The organism is Duncaniella muris, assembly GCF_003024805.1.
Lineage (GTDB): Bacteria > Bacteroidota > Bacteroidia > Bacteroidales > Muribaculaceae > Duncaniella > Duncaniella muris.
Window position 1 is genome coordinate 53,007 of record NZ_PUEC01000010.1, and the last position, 25,597, is coordinate 78,603.

Genomic DNA, 25,597 nt, shown 5'->3' on the forward strand with positions numbered 1-25,597 from the left:
CTGATATTGTTTCTGCTGCTCGCCGGAATCATGCCCGGTTTCGCGCAGCGTTCCTATAAGCTCGGCGAGGTGGTGGTCAGAGCCAAACGTCCTATGAAAGAGATCGGCGTGACCAAGACCACATTCGACAGCGCCATGCTCAAAGAGAACATAGCCCTTTCGATGGCCGACATTCTTGCGTTCAACTCCTCAATATTCGTCAAAAGCTACGGCCGCGCCACCCTTTCGACGGTGGCGTTCAGAGGCACCTCTCCGAGCCATACACAGGTGACATGGAACGGTATGCGCATCAACAATCCGATGCTCGGCATGACCGACTTTTCGACCATACCCTCCTATTTCATAGACCAGGCATCGCTGCTCCACGGCACATCGTCGGTCAACGAAACCGGCGGCGGTCTGGGCGGTCTGGTGAAACTCGCCACCGAGCCTGACACTCCTGAGGGCTTCAACGTGCAGTATGTACAGGGCATCGGTTCGTTCAGCACCTTCGATGAATTCGCGCGCCTGACCTACGGGAGCGACAAATGGCATGTGTCGACCCGCGCAGTCCACTCCTCGTCGCCAAACGACTACAAATATATCAACCACGACAAAAAGGTCAATATCTATGACGATGACCACAACATAATAGGCCAGTATCACCCTAAGGAGCGCAACCGCAGCGGAGCGTTCAGAGACACCCACATTCTGCAAGAGGTCTACTACAATACGCTCAAAGGTGACCGTCTGGGACTGAATGCGTGGTATATCGACTCGAACCGCGAACTGCCGATGCTGACCACCGACTACGGCAACGAGGCAGACTTTGAAAACCGCCAGCGGGAACAGACATTCCGCAGTGTGCTGTCATGGGACCACACCCGCTCCAAATGGAAAGCCGGGCTGAAAGGTGGCTATATCCACACATGGATGGCCTATGACTACCGGCGGGAAGTCTCCGAGGGCAACTGGGCCTCGATGACCCGCTCACGCAGCAAGGTCAACACCATCTACGGGCAGGCCGAGGGTGAATACACTCCGAGCCGCAAGTGGTTTTTCACCGCCAATCTCTCGGCTCACCAGCACTTTGTGCGCAGTCAGGACAAAAACATCATACTCCAGGACGGCGACAAGGCGATAGTAGGCTATGACAAAGGGCGCATAGAGCTTTCGGGATCTGCCTCAGCCAAATGGCAGCCCATTGACAGGCTGGGCATGTCAGTGGTGGTGCGCGAAGAGATGTTCGGCTCCGACTGGTCGCCTCTGATTCCGGCATTTTTCATTGACGGGGTTGTGCTGCCTGAAGGCAACGTCACTCTCAAGGGCTCCATTTCACGCAACTACCGCGTTCCGACTCTCAACGACCTCTATTTCCTGCCGGGTGGTAATCCTGACCTGCGCAATGAGCACGGTTTCACCTATGATCTTGGCGCAAGCTTCGAGATAGGCAAGAAGGAAGTCTACAGCCTGAGCGGAAGTGTCACCTGGTTTGACTCTCGTATCGACGACTGGATAATATGGCTGCCGACCACCAAGGGATTTTTCTCACCCCGCAATGTCAAGGAGGTGCATGCCTATGGCGTTGAGGTCACCGGCAATCTCGGCGTTCAGCCGTTCAAGGGATGGTTTCTCGATCTGAACGGGTCATATTCGTGGACCCCGTCGATCAATGAGGGAGAAAAGATGTCACCTGCCGACCAGTCGGTTGGCAAGCAGCTGCCATACGTGCCGAAGCATTCGGCATCGCTGACGGGGCGGCTGTCATGGCGTTCGTGGGGATTTCTTTATAAATGGTGCTGGTATTCCGAGCGGTTCACCATGTCGAGCAACGACTATACCCTCACCGGACATCTTCCTGAGTATTTCATGAGCAATATCTCTCTCGAAAAAGGGCTGTCGTTCAAGCCTGTCGATCTGTCGCTGAAACTTGCAGTCAACAATCTTTTCAACGAAGACTATCTTTCGGTGCTTTCGCGCCCTATGCCCGGCATCAACTTCGAATTTTTCATCGGCATAACGCCGAAGTTCGGAAAGAAAAAGTGATCCGGCCGGCTATGTTATCCGGCCAGTCCGAGGCATCGCTGTCTGTCAGCCAGATTCTTAGCACCTCTGATTGAAATTACCAAAATGCAACGCACCCTGACGAATGTCGCGACATTCGTCAGGGTGCGAAATATTTTAAGAACTTTTATGGGAGAAAAGCAGTATGCTTTACCGGTCGGAGATCAGAAGAAGTAGGTGACGCGTATGTCCCAGGTGCGGTTTTTGGCGCTGTAGTCTGTCAGGACTTTTGCCTTCAGCGCATAAGTCATGCCCCATGTGTAGGAGGCTGAGAGCTGCCAGTTTTTCAGGATTTCGGCTCCGATACCGGCTGTCAGACCGAGGTCTCCGCCGGAGAATTTCATGGCGTCACATTTGCCGTATGCCACCTGGATGTCAAAGGTCGGTCCGCCAAAGACGAAGGGAGCCAGATAGTCCTCGAATCCCTGAAAGCGGGTGTATTTGAATTTCAGATGGAAGGGGATCTGGATGTTGTGGATATAGATGCGTTCCTTGCCATAAGAGTCTTCCCACATAGGAAAATCGCCCATATTGAGCGAGGCTCCCAGCTGTTCATAGCGCAGGCCGAGGTCAATGCCGAAGCCGATGCCCGGAAACATCATTTCGCCGTTGATACCGGCAGATTCTCCAAAGCCCTGATCAACGGTCAGGATTTTCTGCTTGAACTTGAAGCTGTTGAAATTGACTCCGACGGTAGGACCCCAGCGGAACTGGGCCGATGCACCGAACGCTCCGAGAAGAGCCAGAAGAAATATAATGAATCTAAGGGGTGTCCTGTTCATAAACTTTATAAGTAAATTGACTTTTTTGTAAAACACGAACGCAAAGTTACAACTTTTTCTTTAAATTTCTTGATATGACATAATTTTATCATAACTTTGCATCAATCATTCATCACATCCCAACAACGTAATTCAGTAATACCAACTACCGGATACACATGAAAAAATACATTTTAGGCACAGTAGCTCTCTCGCTCGCTTTCGGTGCTTTCGCAGATGAAAGCAAGGCGAAAAACGACACCGTCGGCGGCTTCAAATTCACCGATGTGAAGTTAGTCAAGACCACTCCGGTCAAAGACCAGAACAAGTCAGGAACCTGCTGGAGTTTCTCCGGAATCTCTTTCCTTGAGGATGAAATCCTCCGCAAGACAGGCAAGGAAGTGGATCTCAGCGAGATGTTCATTGTGCGCCACTGCTACAATGACAAAGCTGACAAGTATATCCGCATGAACGGCACCATCAACTTCGCCCAAGGCGGCAGTACTCTCGATGTGCCTTATGTGATGGTCAACTACGGACTTGTGCCTGAAGAAGCATACACCGGTCTGCAATATGGGACCGAGAAGCACGAGCACGCCGAACTCAGTTCGGTGCTCACCTCTATGGTCAATTCCGTGAACAGAGCCAAAACCAAGTCTCCAGTATGGAAAAAGGCATTCAAGGGAGCGCTCGACGCATATTTCGGCGAACTGCCCGAAACATTCGAGTATGAAGGCAAGACCTACACTCCGCAGAGTTTCGCACAGTCACTCGGCATCAACGCGGCCGACTATATCCCCGTAACCTCATTCACCCACCATCCGTTCTATCAGTCATTCGCTATCGAAGTGGCTGACAACTGGCTCTGGGAGAAATATCACAATGTGCCTATGGAAGAGATGAAAGCCATAGTTGATAACGCTCTTGACAACGGCTATTCCGTAGCCTGGGCTGCCGATGTCAGCGAACCCGGCTTCAACTGGACCGACGGCTACGCTGTGATTCCCAAAAAGAAAACCGAGAAAGACATGAACGGAACCGAACTCGCCCGCTGGGTGAAGCTCAGCGACAGAGACCGGGAGAAGGAAAGCAACAAGATCTCCGGTCCGCGCGAGGAAATCACAGTGACCCAGGAACTCCGTCAGGAAATGTTTGACAAGCAGGAGACTACCGATGACCACGGCATGGTGATAGTGGGAAAGGCCGTTGACCAGGAAGGCAACAAATACTACAAGGTGAAGAACTCCTGGGATACCAACCACGTTTATGACGGTTTCTTCTACGTGTCAGAACCTTACTTCCTTGCAAAGACTCTTGACATTCTCGTGAACCGCGAGGCTATTCCAAAGAGCATCGCCAAGAAGATGAAAATCTGATTTTTTGAAATCTTACGGCTTGCAGGAGCCTGAGCGGAGGCGCTGACGGCGTTTAGCAAGTTCAGTCATCACCATTCCGGCGATTATAAGCAACATGGCCACAATCTGGAACCAACGGATTGTGGCCACTTTCATTATCACCGAGGCGATTGTAGCCACGACCGGGAGGAAATACTGATACATCGAAACCAGTTCACTGCCAATGAGTTTCTCTGCGGGGTTGATCAGGAAGTAAGACAGGAATGTGGGGCAGAGCAACACGAAGGTGATGCAGGCCCAGGGCAGCCATGATGTGGAATGGAATATTGCGGCGTGAGGCAATGACGGAAGCAGGAACAGGGCCGGAATACATGACATCAGGAAAACCCAGCGGAGCATGGAGACCGGACGATAGGTCTGCATGGGGCGTTCGAGAATGACGAGATAGAAAGCATAGCAGAGAGTTGAGGCGAAAGCGAGAAGATCGCCGAGCAGTCTGTCGGAGCCATGCCCGTTGCCATGATTCGAGGCTATGACTATTACGGCTCCGGCAAAGGCCACGATGACTCCGCCGATCTCAAGCAGAGTGGCCCGACGGTGCTGAAACAGGATTCCGATCAGAATGACGAACACAGGCGGGAAGGTCATGATGATGGAAATGTCAATCGGGTCGCCATAGCGCAGCGACATGTTGAAGAGATACATGAAGCAGAACAGGCCGAGGGCGCCGCCAAGGAATATGCGCAAGTAGTCATGACGCGAGATGCGCTCGGTCTTCACAAACAACGAGGCGAGCCACATCAGTATGCAGCCCCCTCCAAGCCTGAAAAGGGTAAGATCGACCGATGACATCCATTCGGGTATCAGAAGCTTGGCAACAGGGATGTTGACACCGAAAAATATTGTTGACAACATGATCAGCAGGTTGCCTTTTATCAGTTCACCGGCAGAACGCGGGCGCAGGTCGGGATCGATCGGAGTATTGGCCATAGAGGTGTGTTTTTATAAGGTCTTTCATTTTAACAACAATATTGAGTAAATTTGCACTGCTAAAAATTGTCAAATCATCTAAAACGCCATCTGTGAAACTCCATCTTTTCAATCCTGAAAACGATCTCGCACTCGGACTGGGATGCCGCAACTATACTCCCCCGCCCCACGCAGCCGCCATCCACCGGGCGGGTGCTCTGCTGCCTCTGTGGTGGGCCGGGGAGGATGATTTGGTCATCGCCCCGGAAGGACTGGCGGCTGATGCCGGGCAGCTGAAAGAGAGGTTCGGCCTTCACGGCAATATTTTCACCGGGCAGCCTGTGAAAGCCACTCCTGCTCCTTGGGGATGGAGCGCCGATGCCAAACGGCAGTTCACGCTGGCAGGGGTCAGGCCGGAAACACTGCCGTCAGACGAGATGATCGGACGGCTGCGCCGGCTCAGCCACCGGCGCATGACAATAGAAATCATAAAAGGTCTTGGGGGAGACTATCCGGTTCCGACAGAGGCTACAGATCCGGAGTCAGTGGTCGAGGCAGAGAGGCTTTCGCCCGGATGTTTCATCAAGTCGCCGTGGTCAGGGAGCGGGCGCGGTGTGTTCTGCGCGCGTTCGCTTGACGAAAAGGCGCTCTACAAGCGGGCTGCAGGCATTATACACCGCCAGGGAAGCGTGATGGTGGAGCGCGGGCTTGACAAAGAGCTTGATTTCGCGGCGCTTTTCCATGCAGAAGGCGGTCGGGTGTGTTTCAGAGGCTGGTCTGTGTTCAAGGCTGAATCAAGAGGCATGTACAGCGGAAACATTGTGGCTCCGCAGAGCCGCCTCCACGAAATTATCTGCGGATACCTGCCTGCAGAGATGCTGGCTGATACCATCAGTCGCGAAGAGGAGATACTGAGCCGACTTGCAGGCGGCAGCTATGAGGGATGGCTCGGCATTGACATGATGGTCTATCGCGAGAATGGGGAGATGAAACTGATGCCCTGCGTGGAAATGAATCTGCGCATGACAATGGGGGTGGCAGCTATTAAAATTGGAGAAAAGCTGTCGCTGCAGACTCCGGCTCTGCTTGCGTGGCGGCACAGGGCTGATGAAGCTGACCTCGAAGGCTCTACCATTCTACTGCCTCCGTCAGACGGTTTCGCTCTGACTCTGACCGAGATCGGGGAACAGACACAATGAGCCATCCAAAGAGGTTGTCAGAAAACAACCTCCAAGAGGGTGTTTCATAACACCCTCTAAACAAGAGTTTTCAATACGGAGTAGAGACGCTGCACAGGGAGGCCCATCACATTGTAGAAACTGCCTGAAATGCCCTTGATTCCGGCGGCGCCAATCCATTCCTGGATGCCATAGGCTCCGGCTTTGTCGAAAGGCTTGTATTTCGCCACATAGTAGGCTATCTCATCGGCTGCCAGAGGAGCGAAGTCCACGACTGACTCGGCAGAAAATGTCTGGCAAAGGTCAGGAGTGCGCACGGTCACACCTGTGACCACTTTCTGTTCACGCCCCTGCATAAGAGTTATCATACGGCAGGCATCAGCCTCATCTACAGGCTTTCCGAGCACCTTGCCATCAAGGATGACCACAGTGTCGGCCGTAATGACCACTTTCTTTTCGCCGGGAGCCAAGGGATAGGCCGAGGCTTTAAGACGCGATAGATAAACCGGAACTTCTTCAGCGGGAGTGCCGTCAGGGACGATCTCGTCGACCGGATGGGATGTGTCGACACGGAAATTAACGTCGAGCATTTCCAGAAGCTCCCTGCGGCGGGGAGATCCGCTGGCGAGGATCACTTCATAGCCGCTCAGATTGTCAAGAGGATGAAACATTTTTTCGTTCGGAATATGTAGGAGATAGTATGATGGATGATTCTCACCGTCTAAGTATGCGGTGGACGGGAATGTGGCTTATCAGACGAGTGTTGATGAAACTTACAAGCAGACCGACACCCAGGGCTGCAACGAGAGTGCCCTCGCGCACACCGATGATGGAATGAGTCATGGCAAGCGAGGTCACGACAGCCAGAAGCACCAGGCCGACATCGACCATGACTTTAACGCGGCCAAAGTCTTTGCCGAAACGGCGGGCGGCGTATTTCACGAAACCTTCACCGCTCATGGCCACTACATTGGGTTTTATCTCCAGAACCACACCGAAGGCCTGGATGAGACAGCCCGCGGCGAGAAATGCAAGCGCGCCGGCATATGACTCAGGAGTCATGTCACGGAAAAGATACATGTTGATGTCAAGAAAGGCTGAGAAAAGCAGTGAGAAGGGGATCTGCATCATGATCTCCATATAGTCACGGCGTGTTCCGATGCCACGGAGAAACCAGAACTGTCCGGCTATGAGCAGCATGTTTAGAATGAAAGTGGCCATTCCGAGAGTAAGCGGAGTGTTGAGGCTCAGGACATAGGAAAAGCTTGAAATGGGAGATGTCCCCAGCGATGAACGAATTATCAATACCACACCCAGTGTCAGAAAATACAGGCCTATGATAAATACCGCATACCTGATGATCCAATTTCTCATAATTATATTTTTTATTGTTCTCTCCGTTCTTACCGCGTTGATGGCTGTCTGAGCCTTGAATCGATGGCCGGAGCCATATTTTTTGCAAAATTACAAATTTTTTTCGAAAAATTTTGGATGAAAGAAAAATGTCCCTACCTTTGCAGTGTGTTAGTAATGTACAACACTAAACAACAACATCACATTTCTGACTCAAGTACAACAGGCACCAACATCTCCAACAAAAATCACATCTGTAAAATGAAAAAGACAATCTTATCTCTACTTCTCATTATTTCAGCCGCCGTCAGTGGCAACGCACAGCTTTTATGGAAAATTTCAGGCAACGGACTTGAAAAACCGTCATATCTTTTCGGCACACACCACGTGGCTCCCGTTTCAGTCATCGACAGTGTGGCAGGGCTCAACGAAACCATCGCATCGGCCGATAAAATCTATGGCGAAATGATAATGACAGAAGCCATGTCGCCCCAGTCGCAGCAGATCATGATGGGCTATGCTATGGCTCCACAGGACAGTCTGCTGACTTCAGTGCTCACTCCCGCCCAGACCGACTCCCTCGACGTGATGCTCAGAAACTACATGGGACCAATGGCCTCCGCAAAGCAGTTTGCCCAACTCAAACCGGCCATGCTCTGCACTCTTATCGCCATGATTCAGAGTCAGACTGTGTTTCCTAACTTCAACCCTCAGCAGCAAATCGACGGCGAGATCCAGAAACGCGGAGCCGCACTCGGAAAAGAAATCGGCGGATTCGAGACCATCGATGACCAGTGCAAGGCCCTTTTCGGATCTTCAATCATAGATCAGGCCGAGAGCCTGATGGAGATGGTGCGCAACGACAGTCATGCAGCCGAGATGGCAAAAAAACTTGCAAAGGCCTATCTTGCAGGTGACCTCAACCAAATGCTCGAACTCATGGAAGATCCGGCCAGCGGCTCATCTGATGAATGGAGCGAACGCATGATCAACAGGCGCAACGCAAACTGGGCGCGCATCATGGCCGGACTGCTGCCAAGTGCTTCCGTATTGATCGCCGTCGGTGCCGGACATCTGCCCGGCGAGAAGGGTCTCATCAGTCTTCTGCGCAAAGAGGGCTATTCGGTAGAAGCCGTCAAATGATTTCCGGAATTACACCTATATTAATATATACCTTAATTATATATCCAGCCATGATCACCATTGACCATCTGACCTATTCCTATCGCCACGGATTCACAGCCATCAGCGATGCGACGGCATCAATAGCACCGGGCATCCATCTGCTTCTCGGCGAGAACGGAGCCGGAAAAACGACACTCCTGCGGCTGATAGCCGGCCTGCTCTTCCCGTCGGCAGGAAGCGTAGAGGCTGACGGCTGCGACATGAGCCGGCGTTGTCCATCGACTCTGAAAAAAGTGTTCATGCTCCCTGACTCGATGGAGATTCCGGCCACCACGATCAGAGGATTCGCCGGAATGCACAGCCGCTTCTACCCTACCTTCTCTCAGGAGACATTCGAGGAAAACCTTCATGATTTCCGACTGACCGGCCATGAGAATTTCAATCAGCTCTCACTCGGTCTGCGCCACAAGTCACTGCTTGCCTATGTGCTTGCGTTAGGGGTAGACGTGCTGCTCCTCGATGAACCGGCCAACGGTCTTGACATCGACTCAAAGAAGACACTGCGCAATATGCTTGCACGATGCACCGGCCCGGACCAAACCGTCATCGTCTCCACCCACACCGTCTCGGACCTTCGGGAACTGTATGACGGACTGATCATGCTATCGCGCGGACGATTGCTTCTGGCACGTCCCACATGGGAGATAGCCGAGAAGATCTCCTGCGTGGCCACCCCTATCCCGCCGGCCGACGCACTGTTCACCGAGCAGGGGCCAGGAGTGTTTCTCTCCGTCACCGCCAACCGTGGCAACGAAGACAGCGATCTGAATTACGCGCTTCTCTACTCGGCCCTTATGTCAGGCGCACGCGATGCCATCCTGAATCAAATCAATTCACAAACATCTGAATCATAGCAGCAATGGACACAATAGCCACTCTCAACGACAAATTCTCATGGCGCCGCTGCCTGAGCATCGGCCTGCTGTATAAGAAATCCATAATCTATTACCTCTCCGGTTCGGCGGCAGTTTCGCTTCTGTGCGTCCTGCTGGTAGAACTCGTCAACCACTCCGGAGGCAATGTGATGGCCACATATTCGCTGACAAGCCTGCTCGTGGCAGCCGCCTTCTATTTCAGCCCTATCATGTTTGCCCGGCGTGATGACACTATCATGACGCTCCTGCCGGTCAAGACATCTGAAAAACTTGTGTTCTATCTGCTCTTAGTGCTCGTGGTGACTCCCGCCGTGATCGAAAGCATCTGGTACGGACTAAACCTGATCTTCTCGATGATCAACAAGGACTGGGATCTGACAAAAGTTGTCTCTGCCTATCTTTCAGACTCAGGTACTAACTTAGGCGACGAGAACGAATGCCAGCTAAAAATATCTCAGGTCATAGCCGGATGCATCCAGGCATTCGCCCTCATCATCACCGGTCTGTATGTAGTGCTCCGCAGCACCCTCCACCGCGTTGTCAAATCAATGAGCAGCGTTTTAGGCATGATATTCTTTATCCTGATTATGGCCGGAGTGACCGGAGGCGTGATTGCCGTGGCCAAAATGAGCATCGATACCGATCCGACAGAACTTTCAGCCATAATAGTTGAAGAAATGATGCCTTATATGATAGTAATGTGGGGTGCCATGCTTATCTACGGACTTTTCATGACATACAGAATATACCGCCTGCTCGCCACACGTCAGGCCAAAAACTGATATCTTTCATGGATTTTACATCTGACAAACCAATTTACCGACAGATCATAGACTTCAGCTTCGGCCAGATCCTGACAGGAGCCTGGACGGCCGGCGAACGGGTGCCGTCAGTCAGGGAACTTTCAGTGCAACTGTCAGTCAACAGCCACACAGTGCTGAAGGCTTATGAATATCTTCAGGCGGAAGGGATCATAGTCTCGCGCCGCGGCATGGGCTTCTATCTGACCGCCGATGCACTGGAGCAAGTCAACCAGGCACGCCGCCGCGAGTTTTTTGACACGACTCTCACCGGCCTCTTCAGAGAGATGGAACTGCTCGGCATTTCCATTGACGAAGTGGTCAGCAAATACAACAGCCGTTCATAGAGCCCCTCTGAAAAGCTCCCAGCCGAACAGACACAAGCCTGCCGGAAACCATTGAGAAAGTTTCCGGCAGGCTATATGTGTGTGTTTGCGTTATTGGGTCTGCTTATTCAGACGGTCAGAGACAACGGCTGATATTCATTCGGCTGTGGCTGATCAATAGTTCCACTGGCAGGCAACCATTCGGAGACTGTTGCAACCGATGGTGCGGAAGTCAATGATAGTATTGTAGCGGCAGTTGATGTAGGTAAGAGCCTGGTCGAACGAAACATCAAGAGTGTTGAGCTGGTTGTTGTTGCAGATCAGACGCTGGAGGAAGGTCTGGTTTGCGAGATCCAGAGTGGTGAGGTCGTTGTAAGAACAGTCGACATACTGGAGGTTGGCGCAGTTTTCAACAGAGAGTGTGGTCAGATCATTGTATGAGCAGACGAGGTCGAGCAGAGCGCTGCAGTCACGGACTCCGAGAGAAGTCATGTTGTTGTCAGAGCAGATGAGAGTGGCAAGCGAAGGCAGCCCGGAGATGATCAGATTGGCGATTTCGTTGTCATCCACATTGAGGTTCTGAAGATTCTCCACACCTGTGAGCTGAAGGGTTGTAAGCTTGTTGTAACCGCAATAGAGGTTCTTGAGAGCTGTACAGCCTGACACATTCAGTGCTTCCAGATGGCAACCCTGGCAGTTGAGGGTCTTGAGGTTGAAACTGTTGGCAAGGCTGAGTTCCACAAAGAGGTTGCTTGACACATTGAGATTCTGAAGAAGCGGAGTGTCAGAAAGGTCAATTTCAGTAAGACGGTTCTTGTAGACAGCTACCTGCACGAGATTCTTACAACCTGAGAAGTCAACCTGAGTGAGCTTGTTGCGGCTTGCGTTGAGATCAGACAGTGCCGGACAGTTGGCGACGCTGAGTGTTGTGAGTTCGTTACGTGAGACATCGACTTTGGCAAGAGCTTTGAAATTGGCGAGGTTGAGGGTGCCAGCCAATTTTTTGTCTTTCCATTCGATGGCGGTTACATGTCCGTTTTCGACTGTCACACCTTCAATCGAGGCGATGGCATTGATGTCGGAAACTTTAAGGGCCGATGCATTGGTTCCCTCTTTTGCGGGCTCAGAAAGAAAAGCCTTAAGCTGTTTAGCTTCATTCTTGTCAAGACTCTGAGCAAATGCAGCCACGCTACCCAGCATGATTGCAATGATTAATAACGCTTTTTTCATAAAACAATAGTTGGTTTTGTTAATTTTATCTATCTAACAAACCGTGTTTATGAAAAGTTTTATGACCGTTAAAAATCGTTTCCTCAATAGGCTCAGAGGCCATATTTTTTTATAGCCTGTTCTCCAGAATATTCATTAACGCATGAAATCCAGTCATATCGCATCAGAAGGGAGCTACGTCGTCGCCGGGCGCACCGAGGATGTCGGCCGAGCCGCCGCTGAACGGGCTTGCCGGCTGTCCGAAGCCTCCGCCGCCAAAATCATCATCGCCGGCATTGAGGCGCGACACTTTGGAGCCGCTTGTCATCTCCGGCTCGCTGTCCCAGTTCTCGAAACGGGCATAGCGCGACTTGAAGCGCATCTTCACATCGTCCACACGGCCGCTACGGTGCTTTGCCACGATGAATTCGGCCAGGCCGCGGATGTCATTGCCGGCGGCATCGACCCCTGAACGCAGGTAATATTCCGGACGGTGGATGAAGCAGACAATGTCGGCATCCTGTTCGATCGCACCTGATTCACGAAGGTCGCTCAGCTGCGGACGTTTTCCATCCTTGCTGTCGGCGCCACGCGATTCTACACTTCGGTTAAGCTGCGAGAGGGCCACGATGGGGATGTTGAGTTCCTTGGCAAGCTGTTTGAGCGAGCGCGAGATCATGGAGACCTCCTGCTCTCGCGAACCGAATTTCATGCCTGAGGCATTCATGAGCTGGAGGTAGTCGATGATTATGAACGAGACGTTGTGCTCTCTGACAAGTCGGCGCGCCTTGGTGCGCAGTTCGAATATCGAAAGCGAGGCCGTGTCGTCTATATATAAAGGTGCGCTGTAGAGGTTCTTGACTCTTGACATGAGCTGATCCCACTCCATCTGCGTCAGCTGACCGCTTTTGATCTTCTCGCCTTCAATCTCGCAGGTGTTCTGGATCAGACGGTTGACGAGCTGGAGGTTAGACATTTCAAGCGAAAAGATGGCCACGGGGATATTATAGTTGACAGCCATGTTCTTGGCCATCGAGAGCACGAATGCGGTCTTGCCCATCGCAGGACGGGCCGCAATGATGATAAGGTCGCTTCGCTGCCAGCCTGAAGTCAGTTTGTCAAGTTCATGATAGCCCGTCTCAAGACCTGAAAGACCGGAGGCACGGTTGGCGGCCGTCTGGATCTGCTCGATGGCCGAGTTGATCACAGGATCGATCTGTGTGACGTCTTTCTTGACATTACGCTGCGAGATTTCAAAGAGCTTGCCTTCGGCTTCCTGGAGAAGGTCGTCCACATCGTAGCTCTCGTCAAAAGCCTGCGCCTCGATCTGCGATGCGAATTTAATAAGTTCGCGCGCGAGATATTTCTGAGCCACGATGCGGGCATGGAACTCTACGTGAGCTCCTGAAGCCACTCTCGAAGTCAGTTCGGAGATGCGCAGCGGACCGCCGGCAGCCTCCAGTTCGCCCATCAGACGCAGCTTTTCGGTGACGGTGAGCATGTCGATGCTCTGCTGCGCGGCACCGAGACTCTGAATGGCGGCATAGATCTTCTGATTTGACGGATCGTAGAACGATTCTGGTTTCAGAATGTCACAGACAACCGTGTAGGCATCCTTTTCAAGCATAAGCGCGCCGAGCACCGCCTCTTCAAGATCGTTGTCGCGCGGAGGGATGCGGCCTCCGTGGTCAAAGACTGAGACATGTTGCGGTTTCGATGTTCTTCGCTGAGAGCCTGATGTGTTGTCCTGTGGCATGGCTGTGATATAGTGATGTTGTGGCTTTGTTAAGACGATTTTTCATACAAAGGTACGAAAAAGTTTCATCTTTCCGCCACTCAGAGCTTGTTTAAAAACAATAGTTAAAATCTGAGCGAAAGTTTTGAGGTGGATATGGTTCTGATTACACATGTCAGAAAAAAGCGCTACCTTTGCCTGAAATTTATACCGATTATTCTTTCACGAAGCACATTTCCTCCGTATGATCTTGTTTCCCAATGCAAAAATCAATCTCGGCCTTGACATTCTGCGCCGTCGGCCTGACGGCTATCATGACATTGAGACCGTGATGATCCCTGTCCCCTGGTGCGATGTTCTTGAGATAGTTCCGGCCAAGGGAAGCGAAACCACTCTGACTGTCAGCGGACGCCGGGTGGATTGTCCGCCTGAAAAAAATCTTGTGATGAAAGCCTACAGGGCTCTCGCCGAGACTGTGGAACTGCCGCCGGTCGACATTTTTCTGCGCAAGATCATACCCGACGGAGCCGGACTTGGAGGCGGATCGGCCGATGCGGCATTTACGCTCCGCGGGCTCAACGAGCTTTTCGCTCTCGGACTTTCCGACAGCCGGCTTGCTGAAATAGCCGCCGGACTCGGAGCCGACTGCCCCTTCTTCATCTATAACCGTCCGATGCTGTGCACCGGGATAGGTACGGAATTCACTCCGGCCGAAGTCAGCCTAAGCGGCCTCACCATAGTCATTGTCAAACCTCCGACAAGTGTGCCGACAGCCGAAGCCTACCGCCACACCACTCCGTCCATACCACAGACACCCATAGCCGGGATCATCTCCCGCCCCATAAGCGAATGGCGCGGACGGCTTAAAAACGACTTCGAACCGTCGGTATTTCCCGCCTACCCTTCAGTCAGCGAGATCAAGGAAAAAATGGAAGGACTCGGAGCCGTCTACACCTCCATGTCAGGTTCAGGCTCATCGGTCTACGGCCTCTTCGACAATGACATTTTGGCAGACTGTCTGACAGAGACTTTCGCCGGTTCGGCTGTGTTCAGTTCAAAACTCTGATACCGCCGTCAGGCATCCGCTTTTTGTTGGACTATTGAACGTTATGCGCTCCGGTTTGTTGTAAAATCAGAAAGGGGCATGGCCAAAAGCACGTTTTGTCGGAAAAATATCTGCCTGACAGCCATTTTGGCAACCTTTTTGCATGATACAAGAGAATAATCCTACGATAAATCAAAAAAACGACATAAATATTATGAGCCACAAGCAAAATAACCATCAGGACAACGCCACTCCCCGCAAGGACGAGACTATGGACGGAAACGCAGCCGTTCTTGACGATGTCCAGGAAGCTTTTGACGAGCAGAATTCTGTCGAAGACGAAGAAAACGCCATCATCGACAAGCAGCTTTCCGATATCGATGCCCTGACACAACAGCTGAAAGACGCCGAGGCCCAGGTGGAGAAAGAGAAGAAAGAATATCTCTTCCTCATGGCTGAGTTTGACAATTTCCGCAAACGCACGGGCAAGGAAAAATCAGATATCATCCGCAACGCATCAGAGAGCGTGCTCAAAGGACTGCTCCCAATCGTCGACGACTTCGAACGCGGACTTGAGGCAAGCGCGAAACTCGAAGATCCGTCTTCGATCCGCGAAGGCATGGAGCTGATCTATCAGAAACTCGTCAAATTCCTCGCTTCCAACGGCGTGAAACCCATTGAAAGCAACGGCCGGCCATTTGACGCCGAACTCCATGAGGCGATAGCTATGGTACCCGTGGCCGACGAATCGCAGAAAGGTATCGTAATCGACACTCCGACCAAAGGATATACAATCAACGACAAAGTGCTCCGCCATGCCAAAGTGGCTGTGGGCCAGTAAGCAGCTTCTCCACTTATGGCTAACAAAAGAGACTATTACGAAGTGCTCGGCGTTGACAAAAACGCTGACGAAAAGACCATAAAGAGCGCCTATCGCAAAAAGGCCATCCAGTATCACCCTGACAAGAATCCCGGCGACAAGGAAGCCGAGGAGAAGTTCAAGGAAGCTGCCGAGGCCTATGATGTGCTCTCCAATCCCGAAAAACGCGCCAAATATGACCAGTTCGGCCACAATATGGGTCCGCAGGGCTTCCCAGGCGGAGGAGGAGGTTTCCATGCCGGAGGATTCTCGATGGAAGACATCTTCTCGCAGTTCGGCGACATCTTCGGAGGAGGCTTCGGCAACATGGGTGGTTTCGAGACCGCCGGAGGCCGGGCCCGCCGCCAGCGCCGCGGTTCCGACCTGCGCATAAAGGTCAAGATGACTCTCGCCGAAATAGCGACCGGAGTCACCAAGACGCTCAAGATTCCTACTCTTGTCAAAGACACCCACTGTGACGGCACCGGAGCCAAAGACGGCACCGCATTCTCCACATGTCCCACCTGCGGCGGTTCGGGCACCGTACTGCGCCAGCAGCAGACCCTGTTCGGCATCTCACAGTCAGCCGTAGAATGTCCGCAGTGTAAGGGTGAAGGCAAGATCATCAATGAAAAATGCAGTTTCTGCCACGGCGAAGGCGTGGTCCGCGAAGACCGCACTGTGACCTTCACCATTCCGGCAGGTGTGGCTGACGGACAGACTCTGACTGTCAAGGGCCAGGGCAACGCCGCCATCCACGGCGGAGTAAACGGCGACCTCCTTGTGGTCATCGAAGAAATCAAGAGCCCCGAACTCATCCGTGACGGCAACGACGTCATCTATAACCTTATGCTCGACATCCCGACAGCCGCTCTCGGCGGATCAGTCGAAGTGCCGACCATCACTGGCCGTGCCCGCCTGAAAATTCCGGCCGGCACACAGCCGGGCAAGGTTCTGCGCCTGCGCGGAAAAGGACTCCCCTCGACCGACGGCTACGGAACAGGCGACGAGCTTATCAACGTCATGGTCTACATCCCCGAAAACCTCACCGATGAAGAGAAGAAAGCCATCGAGTCGCTGCAGGGCAAACCCAACATGACTCCCAGCCAGTCGACCAAAGACCGCATCTTCAGCAAACTCCGCCACATATTCGAATAACAAACGCAGGGCTCTGCTATATAAATTCCCCGTGCCGACAACAAATTTGCAATTCCGGCATGGGGAATTTTGCATCCACACCCACGATATTTGAGATTGATTGAGTATCTTTGCAATCATAAAAACCAAATATCATGTCACATACCCGCGAGGAAAAAATCGAGGCTCTGGGACGGGTGATCGACACGCTTGACATTCTGCGTGTGAAATGTCCCTGGGATGCCAAACAGACCAACGAATCACTGCGACCGAACACCATAGAGGAAGTCTATGAACTTTGCGACGCTCTTATAAACGAAGACAACGCCAATATTCGCAAGGAGCTCGGCGATGTGCTTCTCCATGTGCTTTTCTATGCCAAAATCGGCGAGGAGAAAGGCGCCTTTGACATCGCAGACGTCTGCGATGCGCTCAACTCGAAACTGATCTACCGCCATCCGCACGTGTTTGGCGACACTTCCGTCAACTCTACCGACGAGGTGCTCCAGAACTGGGAAGAACTCAAACTGAAAGAAAAAGGCGGCAACAAGACCGTGCTTTCCGGAGTCCCCGCCGCCCTTCCGGCAATGATAAAGGCAGACCGCATTCAGGAAAAAGCCGCCAACGTTGGTTTCGACTGGGAAAAACCGGCGCAGGTCTGGGAAAAGGTGCGCGAAGAACTTAGCGAATTCGAAGAGGCCGTAGGCTCGATGGATGCCGCTCACCGCGAAGAGGAGATGGGCGATCTGATCTTCAGCATCATCAACGCCGCCAGGCTCTACAAGATCAATCCCGAAAACGCGCTCGAAAAAACCAACAGGAAATTCATCAAACGCTTCAATTATCTTGAGAAAAAAGCGCATGAAGCCGGCAAGACTCTTAAGGAAATGACACTGGCAGAAATGGATGCGATCTGGGAGGAAGCCAAAAGTCTATGAACTATAACGAACTGAACGCCCATCAGCGCGATCCGTTTCTCAGCTTCGATGCCGGGACCCACACCTATACCGTAGGCGACCGGACGCTGACTTCCGTGACAACCATCGTGGAAAGCTGCTTCCCGAAATTCGATGCCGACTACTGGGCTGCGCGCAAAGCTCCCTCTATGGGTCTGACTGCTGAGGAGCTGAAAGCCCGGTGGGAGGAAAACGCCCGCCGTTCGCGCGAACTCGGCACAATAATGCACGACCGCATAGAGCGCTATTATCTCGGCGATGATTACGGCGATGACGGCGACGCATATGCCATGTTCCGCCATTTCGCAGCGGCTGAGCGCCTCTACCCTTACCGCACAGAATGGCGCATATATATGGAGGACTACGGTGTGGCCGGCACTCTCGACTTTCTGGAGCGACGCCCCGACGGCACCTTTAATATATATGACTGGAAACGGTCAAAAAAGCTTGTCCGTCCTGACGGGCAGACCGAGCGCACAAGCCGTTTCGGAGCCAAAGGCCTCCACCCGGTGAGACATCTCGACGACTGCTCCTACATGCACTATGCCCTTCAGCTGAGCATCTACAGATTCATACTCGAAGAGCGCTACGGAATCAGCATCAATGACATGAAGCTCGGAGTGTTCCATCCTGAATGCCCTATGGCCTACATCATCCCCGTCCCCTATCTGCGTATAGAAGCCCAGGCCGTTCTGGCCGACCACCAGCGCAAATTCAAGACCCTGACAGCGGAGCAGATAGTTAATTTTGTTTAAAACGCGACACAAACTGGATCTATTCTGTTACTATTGCCCTATATTTGCGTAATATAACTGAAATAACAAAAACATACTCAATTCATTTCACCAAACCACCAATCATGATCAAAGCTACATTCAGATTATTGTCGGCAGCACTCGTCATGGTCTTCATGGCTCTTCCCGGAATAATCAGAGCGCAGGATCAGAATCCGATGCTCCAGCCTCTGCCCGTAGACACAGCAGTGCGTATCGGCAAACTGCCTAACGGCCTGACTTACTACATCCGTCACAACGAATACCCCAAGGGACAGGCAGATTTCTACATCGCCCAGAACGTCGGATCTATTCTTGAGGAAGACAGCCAGAGCGGTCTCGCCCACTTCCTCGAACACATGTGTTTCAACGGCACCACAAATTTCCCCGGCAATCTGCTCCGCGACTGGCTCGAATCAATCGGTGTGAAATTCGGCGCCAACCTCAACGCCTATACAGGTGTAGACGAGACTGTCTACAACATCAGCAATGTCCCGGTGGCCCGCGAAAGCGTCCAGGACTCCTGCCTTCTCATATTGCATGACTGGGCCAATGACCTCACACTCGCTCCTGAGGAAATAGACAAGGAACGCGGTGTGATCCATGAAGAGTGGCGCCGCTCAATGCAGGGTCAGATGCGAATCCTCGAAAAGATCCTGCCTGACCTCTACCCAGACTCAAAATACGGCCACCGTCTGCCTATCGGCAAGATGGAGATCGTTGACAACTTCCCCTATCAGGATCTGCGCGACTACTATGAAAAATGGTATCGTCCCGACCAGCAGGCCGTGATCGTGGTGGGAGACATTGACGTTGACCGCATCGAAGGCAAGATCAAAGAGATGTTCTCATCAATCGAGATGCCTGAAAATGCCGCAGAGCGCGTCTATACCCCCGTGCCTGACCACAAAGGCACTCTCTACGGAATCGGCAGCGATCCTGAACAGAAAAATCTTGTAGCCCAGATGATGTTCATATTCGATCCGATACCTGCTGAACTGAAAAACACCCCTGCCTATTTCGTCAACAGCTATATCCAGGCCATGATATCGTCAATGATCAACAACCGTCTTAACGAAATCTCATCCAGACCGGATTCTCCCTTTGCCGGCGCCGGAATTGATTTCGGCGGTTACTTCCTTTCTTCGAAAGTGAAAGATGCCATGAGCGGATCTGTAGCTTCAAAGAACAATGACATCATCCTGCCCCTCCAGGCTCTCTATCGCGAGCTTCTGCGCGCACAGCGCGGCGGTTTCACCCAGAGTGAATATGACCGCGCACGCAGCGAATATCTTTCGTCATTCGAGCGCATATACAACAACCGCGCCACCCGTCAGACCGGCTCGTTTGTAAGCGAATATGTCAAGAACTTCACAGACAAAGAACCGCTGCCATCGATCGAGACCGAGTGGGCACTCACACAGGGAATAGCCAACAATGTACCCCTTGATCTCATCAACCGTAAGATGGCCGAAGCTGTGACCCCCGACAACCGTGCCGTCATGGTGCTCATGCCTGAAGCTGAAGGTATCACAGTCCCCACCAAGGAGATGATCGCCGAAGCCCTCGCTGCAGTCGATGCCGAAACCATCGATGCTTTTGTGGATGAAGTCAACTCCGAGCCTCTGATCCCCGCAGCGCCGGTTGCCGGAACAGTTGTAGCTGCGACTGAAAACCCGCAGTTCGGAACCATTGACTGGACTCTTTCAAACGGCGCCAAAGTAATTGTCAAGCCGACCAAGTTCAAAGAAGACGAAATCATCTTCTCGGCCTATGCCAAAGGAGGCTATTCGGATTTCTCTGACGACTACACCAACTCGATCCTCTTCATGTCGACAGCTCTTCCGGCCCGCGGCCTCGGCAGCTACACAAACACCGACCTGTCGAAATACACAGCCGGCAAGCAGGTGGCGCTCAACTGCGGATTCGGAAACTATAGCCGCAGCTTCTCAGGCTCCACAACTCCCAAAGACATCGAGACCCTTATGGAGCTGCTCTACATGAACTTCAAGGATATCGAATTCACTGCCGACGAGTTTGCAGCCCTGCAAACCGCCTACAGCGGCTTCCTTGCAAATCAGGAAAAGAGCCCGGAATACATCTTCCAGAAAAACATCCTCGCCACCCTTTACGACTCTCCCCGCGCACAGATGCTCAACTCTGAGGTCATCAACAAAGCTTCGCGCGAGCAGACAATCGAAATAGCCCATGCAATGACAGCCAATGCTGCTGACTGGACATTTGTGTTTGTCGGCAACGTCAACCCCGAAACCCTCAAGCCTCTCGTCGAGAAATATATCGCATCTCTGCCCGGCGATCCGAAGACTGCCGTGAAGAAGGTCGAGAAATACAATCCTGCCCTCTTCATGAAGGGCGGTGACAAGACCGACTCTTTCACAGCCGAAATGTCGACACCCCAGACCCAGGTTGCCATTATCGAGAGCGGCGACATGGAATATACCCCCAAAAACGCCATGCTTGCATCAATCGCAGGCCAGATTCTGACCAACCGTCTGATCAAGACCGTACGCGAAGAGATGGGAGCCGTATATTCGATCAGTGCCTCAGGCTCACTCGAACGCTCCGGCCTGAACCCCGCAAGCATCGTGTCTCAGTTCCCGATGAAGCCTGAAATGAAAGAAGAAGTCCTCTCGTTCATCAAAGGCCAGTTCAAGGAAATGGAATCGAATGTCACTGCAGCCGAGCTCAACCCTGCCAAAGAATATATGGTGAAGGCATTTACCGCCAACAAAGAGCTGAACGGGCCGTGGCTCTCAGCCATCGTCGGAACGCTTTCAAACGGCGTGGACACCTTCAACGGCAATGTTGCCACTGTAAGCTCTATCACACCTCAGGATGTGATGGACTTTATGAAGGCCCTCAACGCACAGGGCAACTACAGGGTCCTCATTCTCGATCCTGCAAAATAACCGTCACCACGGTCATCACATAATGGTGTGCCGGCAGTCATAACAGACACATCGGTTCACCCGGAAATTTCCAAAAGGCGCGCGGCAATCAACCGGATTGCAACGCGCCTTTTGCATTTATACGGATTTTTCGTATTTTTGCATCATCCGTACTTTTATGGACAATCTCAACTCATCAATTCCGAACTTAACTGCCGAAAAAAATCAATTATAATAAATAGAATATACATATCCATATATCATACTTACTCATGAAATTGACCTTTAACGTGAATTACCGCACCGAGTGGGGTGAATCTCTCTATCTCACCGGTTGTCCGCTTGCACTTGGCGAGGACGATCTCAGCCGCGCAGTGCCGATGAAACTTGTCGGGGCTGAAACCTGGACCGTGCATGTAGAAATTCCCGACACTGTAAAAGAATTCAGCTACGGCTACATAGTGCGTCATGACAACGGGACTGTCAAAAAGGAATGGGGAAAGCCCCGGCGCTTTGTCCATGCCGCAGACACCCACATGTTCACTGTCTACGACCGTTGGCAGGACCAGCCCTGGGACAAACCTTACTACAGCAGCGCGTTCACCGACTGCATCTGCTACCGCGGCAACCGTTCTGCTGCCGTGATGCCGGCGGCAGGCATGTTGACCCTCAGCGTCGACGCTCCAATGATAGCCCCTGACGAGGTTGTGGCAGTAGCCGGAGAAGCCGCCGCAATGGGAGCCTGGGATACATCAAAGGCACTGCGCATGAGTGATGCCGACTATCCGACATGGAAAGTCAACATTCCGGCCGCTGAAATCCAGCCCGGAACAGACTATAAATTCATTATACTTAAAAAATCGACCGGCGATGTTGTCGCATGGGAAGCCCGTGACAACCGCCATATAGATCTCAGACTCCAGCGCCCCGACGAGTCAATAGTTGATGCCGGACAGCGACTGGTCAACCCTCTGGCCCCCTGGCGTGGAGCGGGCGTGGCTATTCCGGTATTCTCGCTCCGCAGCGAAGATGACTTCGGTGTCGGTGATTTCCTTGACCTGAAAATGATGATCGACTGGGCCGCACAGACCCGGCAGAATTTCGTGCAGCTTCTTCCTATCAATGACACCACCATGACCGGAAGCTGGACCGATTCATATCCCTACAATGCGAACTCGACCTTCGCTCTGCACCCCATGTTCCTGCGCCTGCAGGCTATGGGCCGGCTGAAAAACGAGGAGCGCCAGCGCTACTTCGACAATCTGGGCCGCGAACTCAACCGCCTGCCTCAGGTTGACTACGAGCGTGTCAACAACGGCAAAAACGAATTCACCCGCGAGCTTTTCGCTCAGGACGGAAAAGAGGTCCTCGGATCGAAAGCCTACAAGGCGTTCTTCGCCAAAAATGCCGACTGGTTGATGCCCTATGCCGCATGGTGTGTGCTCCGCGATCTCAACCACACCCCAGACATGAGCCGCTGGGGCGACTTTGCAGTCTATGATCCTGAAAAGGTCAAAGGCTTCATTGCCGACCATCAGGATGACATCGACTATGTCTGCTACATACAGTACTTTCTCGACAAACAGATGCGTGAGGTCAGCGACTATGCTTCGGAACGAGGCGTGGCCATCAAAGGCGACATTCCTATCGGAATCTCGCGCACAAGTGCCGACGCCTGGATCTCACCCCGCCTGTTCAATCTCGACTGCCAGGCCGGTGCGCCTCCGGATGACTTCTCTGTGCTCGGCCAGAACTGGGGTCTCCCGACCTACAACTGGGAGGAAATGTCGAAAGACGGTTTCGCCTGGTGGAAATCGCGTTTCCGCAAAATGGCTGAATACTTTGACGCCTACCGCATAGACCATGTGCTCGGATTCTTTCGCATATGGCAGATCCCGATGGATGCCGTCCACGGTCTGCTCGGTGTGTTCAACCGCGCACTACCCTTCAGCCCCGACGAGCTTCGCAACAGCTATGACTTCTGGCTTGACGAAGAGCGCCAGACCCGCCCCTACATCATGGACTATATGCTCGGCGATTTCTTCGGCGAGACTGCATCGGAGGTGCGAGAGCGCTTCCTCCTCGACGACGGATATGGCCGCTACCGCCTGCGTGACGAGGTCAGCACTCAGCGCAGGGTGATAGACTACTTCGCCGGACAGGAGAAGAACAAACGCAACGACCGCATATGCAACGGGCTCTTAGGCCTGATCGACGAGGTCCTTTTCATCGAGGATCCATATGAAAAAGGCAAATACCATCCGAGAATCTCGGCCCAGTTCACCTATGCCTACCGTGCGCTGACCGATTACGAGCGCTGGTGTTTCGACCGTCTCTACAACGATTTCTTCTACCGCCGCAACAATGACTTCTGGTATGACAAGGCCATGTGGAAACTTCCGCCGCTCACTGATGCGACAGACATGCTCGTCTGCGCCGAAGACCTCGGAATGATTCCGGCATGTGTGCCTGCCGTGATGAACAACCTGCAGATACTTGTGCTTGAGATCCAGCGCATGCCGAAAGATCCGAATGCAGCCTTCGGCAACACCTGGACTTATCCCTACCGCTCGGTGTGCACCACCTCGTCCCATGACATGGACGGCATACGCCGCTGGTGGGAGGCCGACCGTGCCACCACACAGAGGTTCTACAACGAAGTGCTCGGCGAGCCGGGAGAAGCGCCGGTCTATGCCGAGCCGTGGATCTGCGAGCGCATCATCAGACTCCATCTGCAGTCACCCTCGATGCTCTGCATACTCCCGCTTCAGGACTGGCTGTCGATTGACGGAGTGCTGCGCCGTCAGGACCCGCGCGACGAACTGATCAACATTCCCGCCAACCCGCGCCACTACTGGCGTTACCGCATGCACCTCACGCTCGAAGACCTCAATTCTCAGAAAGAGTTCAACAACCGCATCCGCGAAGAAATCATATCATCAGGCCGGTAATAACACGCCCAAGATTAAACTTAATAATAGCCTCTGATATTGCCCGCAGACGGAATAACAATTCGGTCTGCGGGCAATTTTTATGGTGTAACACACGTTTTATCTAACGCAGACCAATCATATATCTCAGAGGTAAAAACAACCTCTTAATTTCCTGAACTGAAAATACTTGACTCTAAACCATCATGGCACAGAAAAAACGAATTGACTATATAGATTATCTCAAAGGACTTACTATTTTATGGGTAGTGTGGTATCATACCTCTCATCCAGAATTCGTTGATTATCCACCCACAATGCCTATGTTTTTCTTTTTGTCAGGCATTTTTTTCAAGCCATATCCTTTACTGGAATTTATAAAAAAGAAAATCAACACTCTTCTAATTCCGTTCGCATTCTTTTATGTGGTATATTACATCTATCTTATATTGCAATGGAGCATACATAATCCGTTGTCAAGTTTCGATTTTTCATGCTTTTGGGGTATTTTCAGGCTCTATAAATCTACAGAGTCGTTTCCTGTCAATCCGCCATTATGGTTCATATGCGCTCTGATCAACCAACAGTTTTTAATATACTTTCTCGTTAAAGCCAACCTAAAACGAGTTGCAATCGGAATTTCAGCACTATTAATATCTCTATTCGGAGTCTTCTATTTCTACGATGTAAAAGCACCATTTATGATCAGCCGCTGTATGCCGTATTTCATATTTTATTCAATGGGATACCTGACCGGACGGCATATCTTATCACTGATTGATGTGGAGCACGGTATAAAGACATCGCGACAACTTGGACTTTGCGGGCTGACTGTATTCATACTCTGCTGGTTTATCAAATCGGCATATAACCTGAACCACTTCCTTGGAGCCTTAGTTTCTTATGCCGAAATTTTTGCTTTCATATTATTAATGATCTATCTTCTAAAGTATTCCTATAAACTCCCATTTTTGAGATTCTTGCATTTTTACGGAGTTAATTCATACATCGTTCTTGGAATGCATGAAATTATCCTGACCATATATCTGATTTGTTACACAAATTTATTTGGACAACCTGGAGTTTCGGGCGGAATAATAATTCTCATACTCACTACCTCTACACTTTGGCCTGTAATACAAATTCTAAATAAGCTTTGCCCGCAACTCATAGGGAAAAATGAATTATGGAAATAAGAA

General features: G+C 51.9%; 21 protein-coding genes. 15 read left to right on the top strand and 6 right to left on the bottom strand.

All coding sequences use genetic code 11. The features are described 5' to 3' along the window. Positions 1-30 precede the first annotated feature (30 nt). Positions 31-2,025 carry a TonB-dependent receptor gene (locus tag C5O23_RS05670; protein WP_370528414.1) on the top strand — a complete coding sequence of 665 codons (1,995 nt, stop codon included), beginning with the start codon at positions 31-33 and terminating at the stop codon, positions 2,023-2,025. Positions 2,026-2,207: 182 nt separating this feature from the next. On the opposite strand, the gene C5O23_RS05675 is transcribed toward C5O23_RS05670, so the two are convergent. Then, positions 2,208-2,825: an outer membrane beta-barrel protein gene (locus C5O23_RS05675; protein ID WP_107031981.1), complete on the bottom strand. Its 618-nt coding sequence runs from the start codon at positions 2,823-2,825 to the stop codon at positions 2,208-2,210. A gap of 158 nt (positions 2,826-2,983) precedes the next feature. Between C5O23_RS05675 and C5O23_RS05680 the strand changes: the two genes are divergently transcribed. Continuing rightward, positions 2,984-4,180: a C1 family peptidase gene (locus C5O23_RS05680; RefSeq protein ID WP_107031982.1), complete on the top strand. Its 1,197-nt coding sequence runs from the start codon at positions 2,984-2,986 to the stop codon at positions 4,178-4,180. Between the two features lie 12 nt (positions 4,181-4,192). On the opposite strand, the gene C5O23_RS05685 is transcribed toward C5O23_RS05680, so the two are convergent. Next, positions 4,193-5,149 (bottom strand): DMT family transporter, encoded by a 957-nt coding sequence (locus C5O23_RS05685; protein WP_107031983.1) that lies wholly within the window; start codon positions 5,147-5,149, stop codon positions 4,193-4,195. A gap of 92 nt (positions 5,150-5,241) precedes the next feature. Here C5O23_RS05685 and C5O23_RS05690 point away from each other — a divergent pair, with 92 nt between their 5' ends. Next, positions 5,242-6,327, top strand: coding sequence for a hypothetical protein (locus C5O23_RS05690; RefSeq protein ID WP_107031984.1), 1,086 nt, complete (start codon positions 5,242-5,244; stop codon positions 6,325-6,327). Between the two features lie 56 nt (positions 6,328-6,383). Here C5O23_RS05690 and C5O23_RS05695 read toward each other — a convergent pair whose 3' ends face one another. Then, positions 6,384-6,977, bottom strand: a complete 594-nt coding sequence (locus C5O23_RS05695) for a Maf family nucleotide pyrophosphatase (protein WP_107031985.1) — start codon at positions 6,975-6,977, stop codon at positions 6,384-6,386. Between the two features lie 43 nt (positions 6,978-7,020). After that, a complete protein-coding gene (locus C5O23_RS05700; protein WP_370464113.1) occupies positions 7,021-7,680 on the bottom strand; it encodes a YczE/YyaS/YitT family protein in 660 nt (219 codons plus the stop codon). A gap of 240 nt (positions 7,681-7,920) precedes the next feature. Here C5O23_RS05700 and C5O23_RS05705 point away from each other — a divergent pair, with 240 nt between their 5' ends. The 4 genes from C5O23_RS05705 to C5O23_RS05720 are packed head-to-tail and all read left to right on the top strand — an operon-like array spanning position 7,921 to position 10,866. Next, positions 7,921-8,802, top strand: a complete 882-nt coding sequence (locus tag C5O23_RS05705; protein WP_161553556.1) for a TraB/GumN family protein — start codon at positions 7,921-7,923, stop codon at positions 8,800-8,802. Between the two features lie 50 nt (positions 8,803-8,852). Then, complete coding sequence (locus tag C5O23_RS05710) at positions 8,853-9,698, top strand: ATP-binding cassette domain-containing protein (protein ID WP_161553557.1); 846 nt, start codon at positions 8,853-8,855, stop codon at positions 9,696-9,698. Between the two features lie 5 nt (positions 9,699-9,703). Continuing rightward, the gene (locus C5O23_RS05715) at positions 9,704-10,501 is read left to right on the top strand and encodes a hypothetical protein (protein WP_107031989.1); all 798 of its coding nucleotides are present in this window, start codon (positions 9,704-9,706) and stop codon (positions 10,499-10,501) included. An 8-nt stretch (positions 10,502-10,509) separates the two neighbouring features. After that, on the top strand, positions 10,510-10,866 hold the full coding sequence (locus C5O23_RS05720) for a GntR family transcriptional regulator (protein ID WP_107031990.1): 357 nt from the start codon (positions 10,510-10,512) through the stop codon (positions 10,864-10,866). A 153-nt stretch (positions 10,867-11,019) separates the two neighbouring features. Here C5O23_RS05720 and C5O23_RS05725 read toward each other — a convergent pair whose 3' ends face one another. Both C5O23_RS05725 and dnaB read right to left on the bottom strand, forming a co-directional pair. Next, positions 11,020-12,075 carry a leucine-rich repeat domain-containing protein gene (locus C5O23_RS05725; RefSeq protein WP_107031991.1) on the bottom strand — a complete coding sequence of 352 codons (1,056 nt, stop codon included), beginning with the start codon at positions 12,073-12,075 and terminating at the stop codon, positions 11,020-11,022. 163 nt (positions 12,076-12,238) lie between these two features. Next, positions 12,239-13,810, bottom strand: coding sequence for a replicative DNA helicase (dnaB, locus tag C5O23_RS05730; RefSeq protein ID WP_107031992.1), 1,572 nt, complete (start codon positions 13,808-13,810; stop codon positions 12,239-12,241). Positions 13,811-14,033: 223 nt separating this feature from the next. On the opposite strand from dnaB, the gene ispE reads away from it, so the two are divergent. From ispE to C5O23_RS05770, 8 genes are all read left to right on the top strand, one after another. After that, on the top strand, positions 14,034-14,855 hold the full coding sequence (ispE, locus tag C5O23_RS05735) for a 4-(cytidine 5'-diphospho)-2-C-methyl-D-erythritol kinase (protein WP_107031993.1): 822 nt from the start codon (positions 14,034-14,036) through the stop codon (positions 14,853-14,855). Between the two features lie 193 nt (positions 14,856-15,048). Then, positions 15,049-15,675: a nucleotide exchange factor GrpE gene (locus C5O23_RS05740; RefSeq protein ID WP_160630577.1), complete on the top strand. Its 627-nt coding sequence runs from the start codon at positions 15,049-15,051 to the stop codon at positions 15,673-15,675. A gap of 15 nt (positions 15,676-15,690) precedes the next feature. Beyond that, positions 15,691-16,851, top strand: a complete 1,161-nt coding sequence (dnaJ, locus tag C5O23_RS05745; RefSeq protein WP_107031995.1) for a molecular chaperone DnaJ — start codon at positions 15,691-15,693, stop codon at positions 16,849-16,851. A gap of 134 nt (positions 16,852-16,985) precedes the next feature. Then, complete coding sequence (gene mazG, locus C5O23_RS05750) at positions 16,986-17,768, top strand: nucleoside triphosphate pyrophosphohydrolase (protein WP_107031996.1); 783 nt, start codon at positions 16,986-16,988, stop codon at positions 17,766-17,768. Then, on the top strand, positions 17,765-18,541 hold the full coding sequence (locus C5O23_RS05755) for a hypothetical protein (protein WP_107031997.1): 777 nt from the start codon (positions 17,765-17,767) through the stop codon (positions 18,539-18,541). Before mazG ends, C5O23_RS05755 begins: the two co-directional genes overlap by 4 nt. A 104-nt stretch (positions 18,542-18,645) precedes the next feature. Beyond that, positions 18,646-21,489 carry a M16 family metallopeptidase gene (locus C5O23_RS05760; protein ID WP_107031998.1) on the top strand — a complete coding sequence of 948 codons (2,844 nt, stop codon included), beginning with the start codon at positions 18,646-18,648 and terminating at the stop codon, positions 21,487-21,489. A 251-nt stretch (positions 21,490-21,740) separates the two neighbouring features. Then, positions 21,741-24,419 (top strand): 4-alpha-glucanotransferase, encoded by a 2,679-nt coding sequence (locus C5O23_RS05765; RefSeq protein ID WP_107031999.1) that lies wholly within the window; start codon positions 21,741-21,743, stop codon positions 24,417-24,419. Positions 24,420-24,604: 185 nt separating this feature from the next. Then, complete coding sequence (locus C5O23_RS05770) at positions 24,605-25,594, top strand: acyltransferase family protein (RefSeq protein ID WP_107032000.1); 990 nt, start codon at positions 24,605-24,607, stop codon at positions 25,592-25,594. Positions 25,595-25,597: the final 3 nt, after the last annotated feature.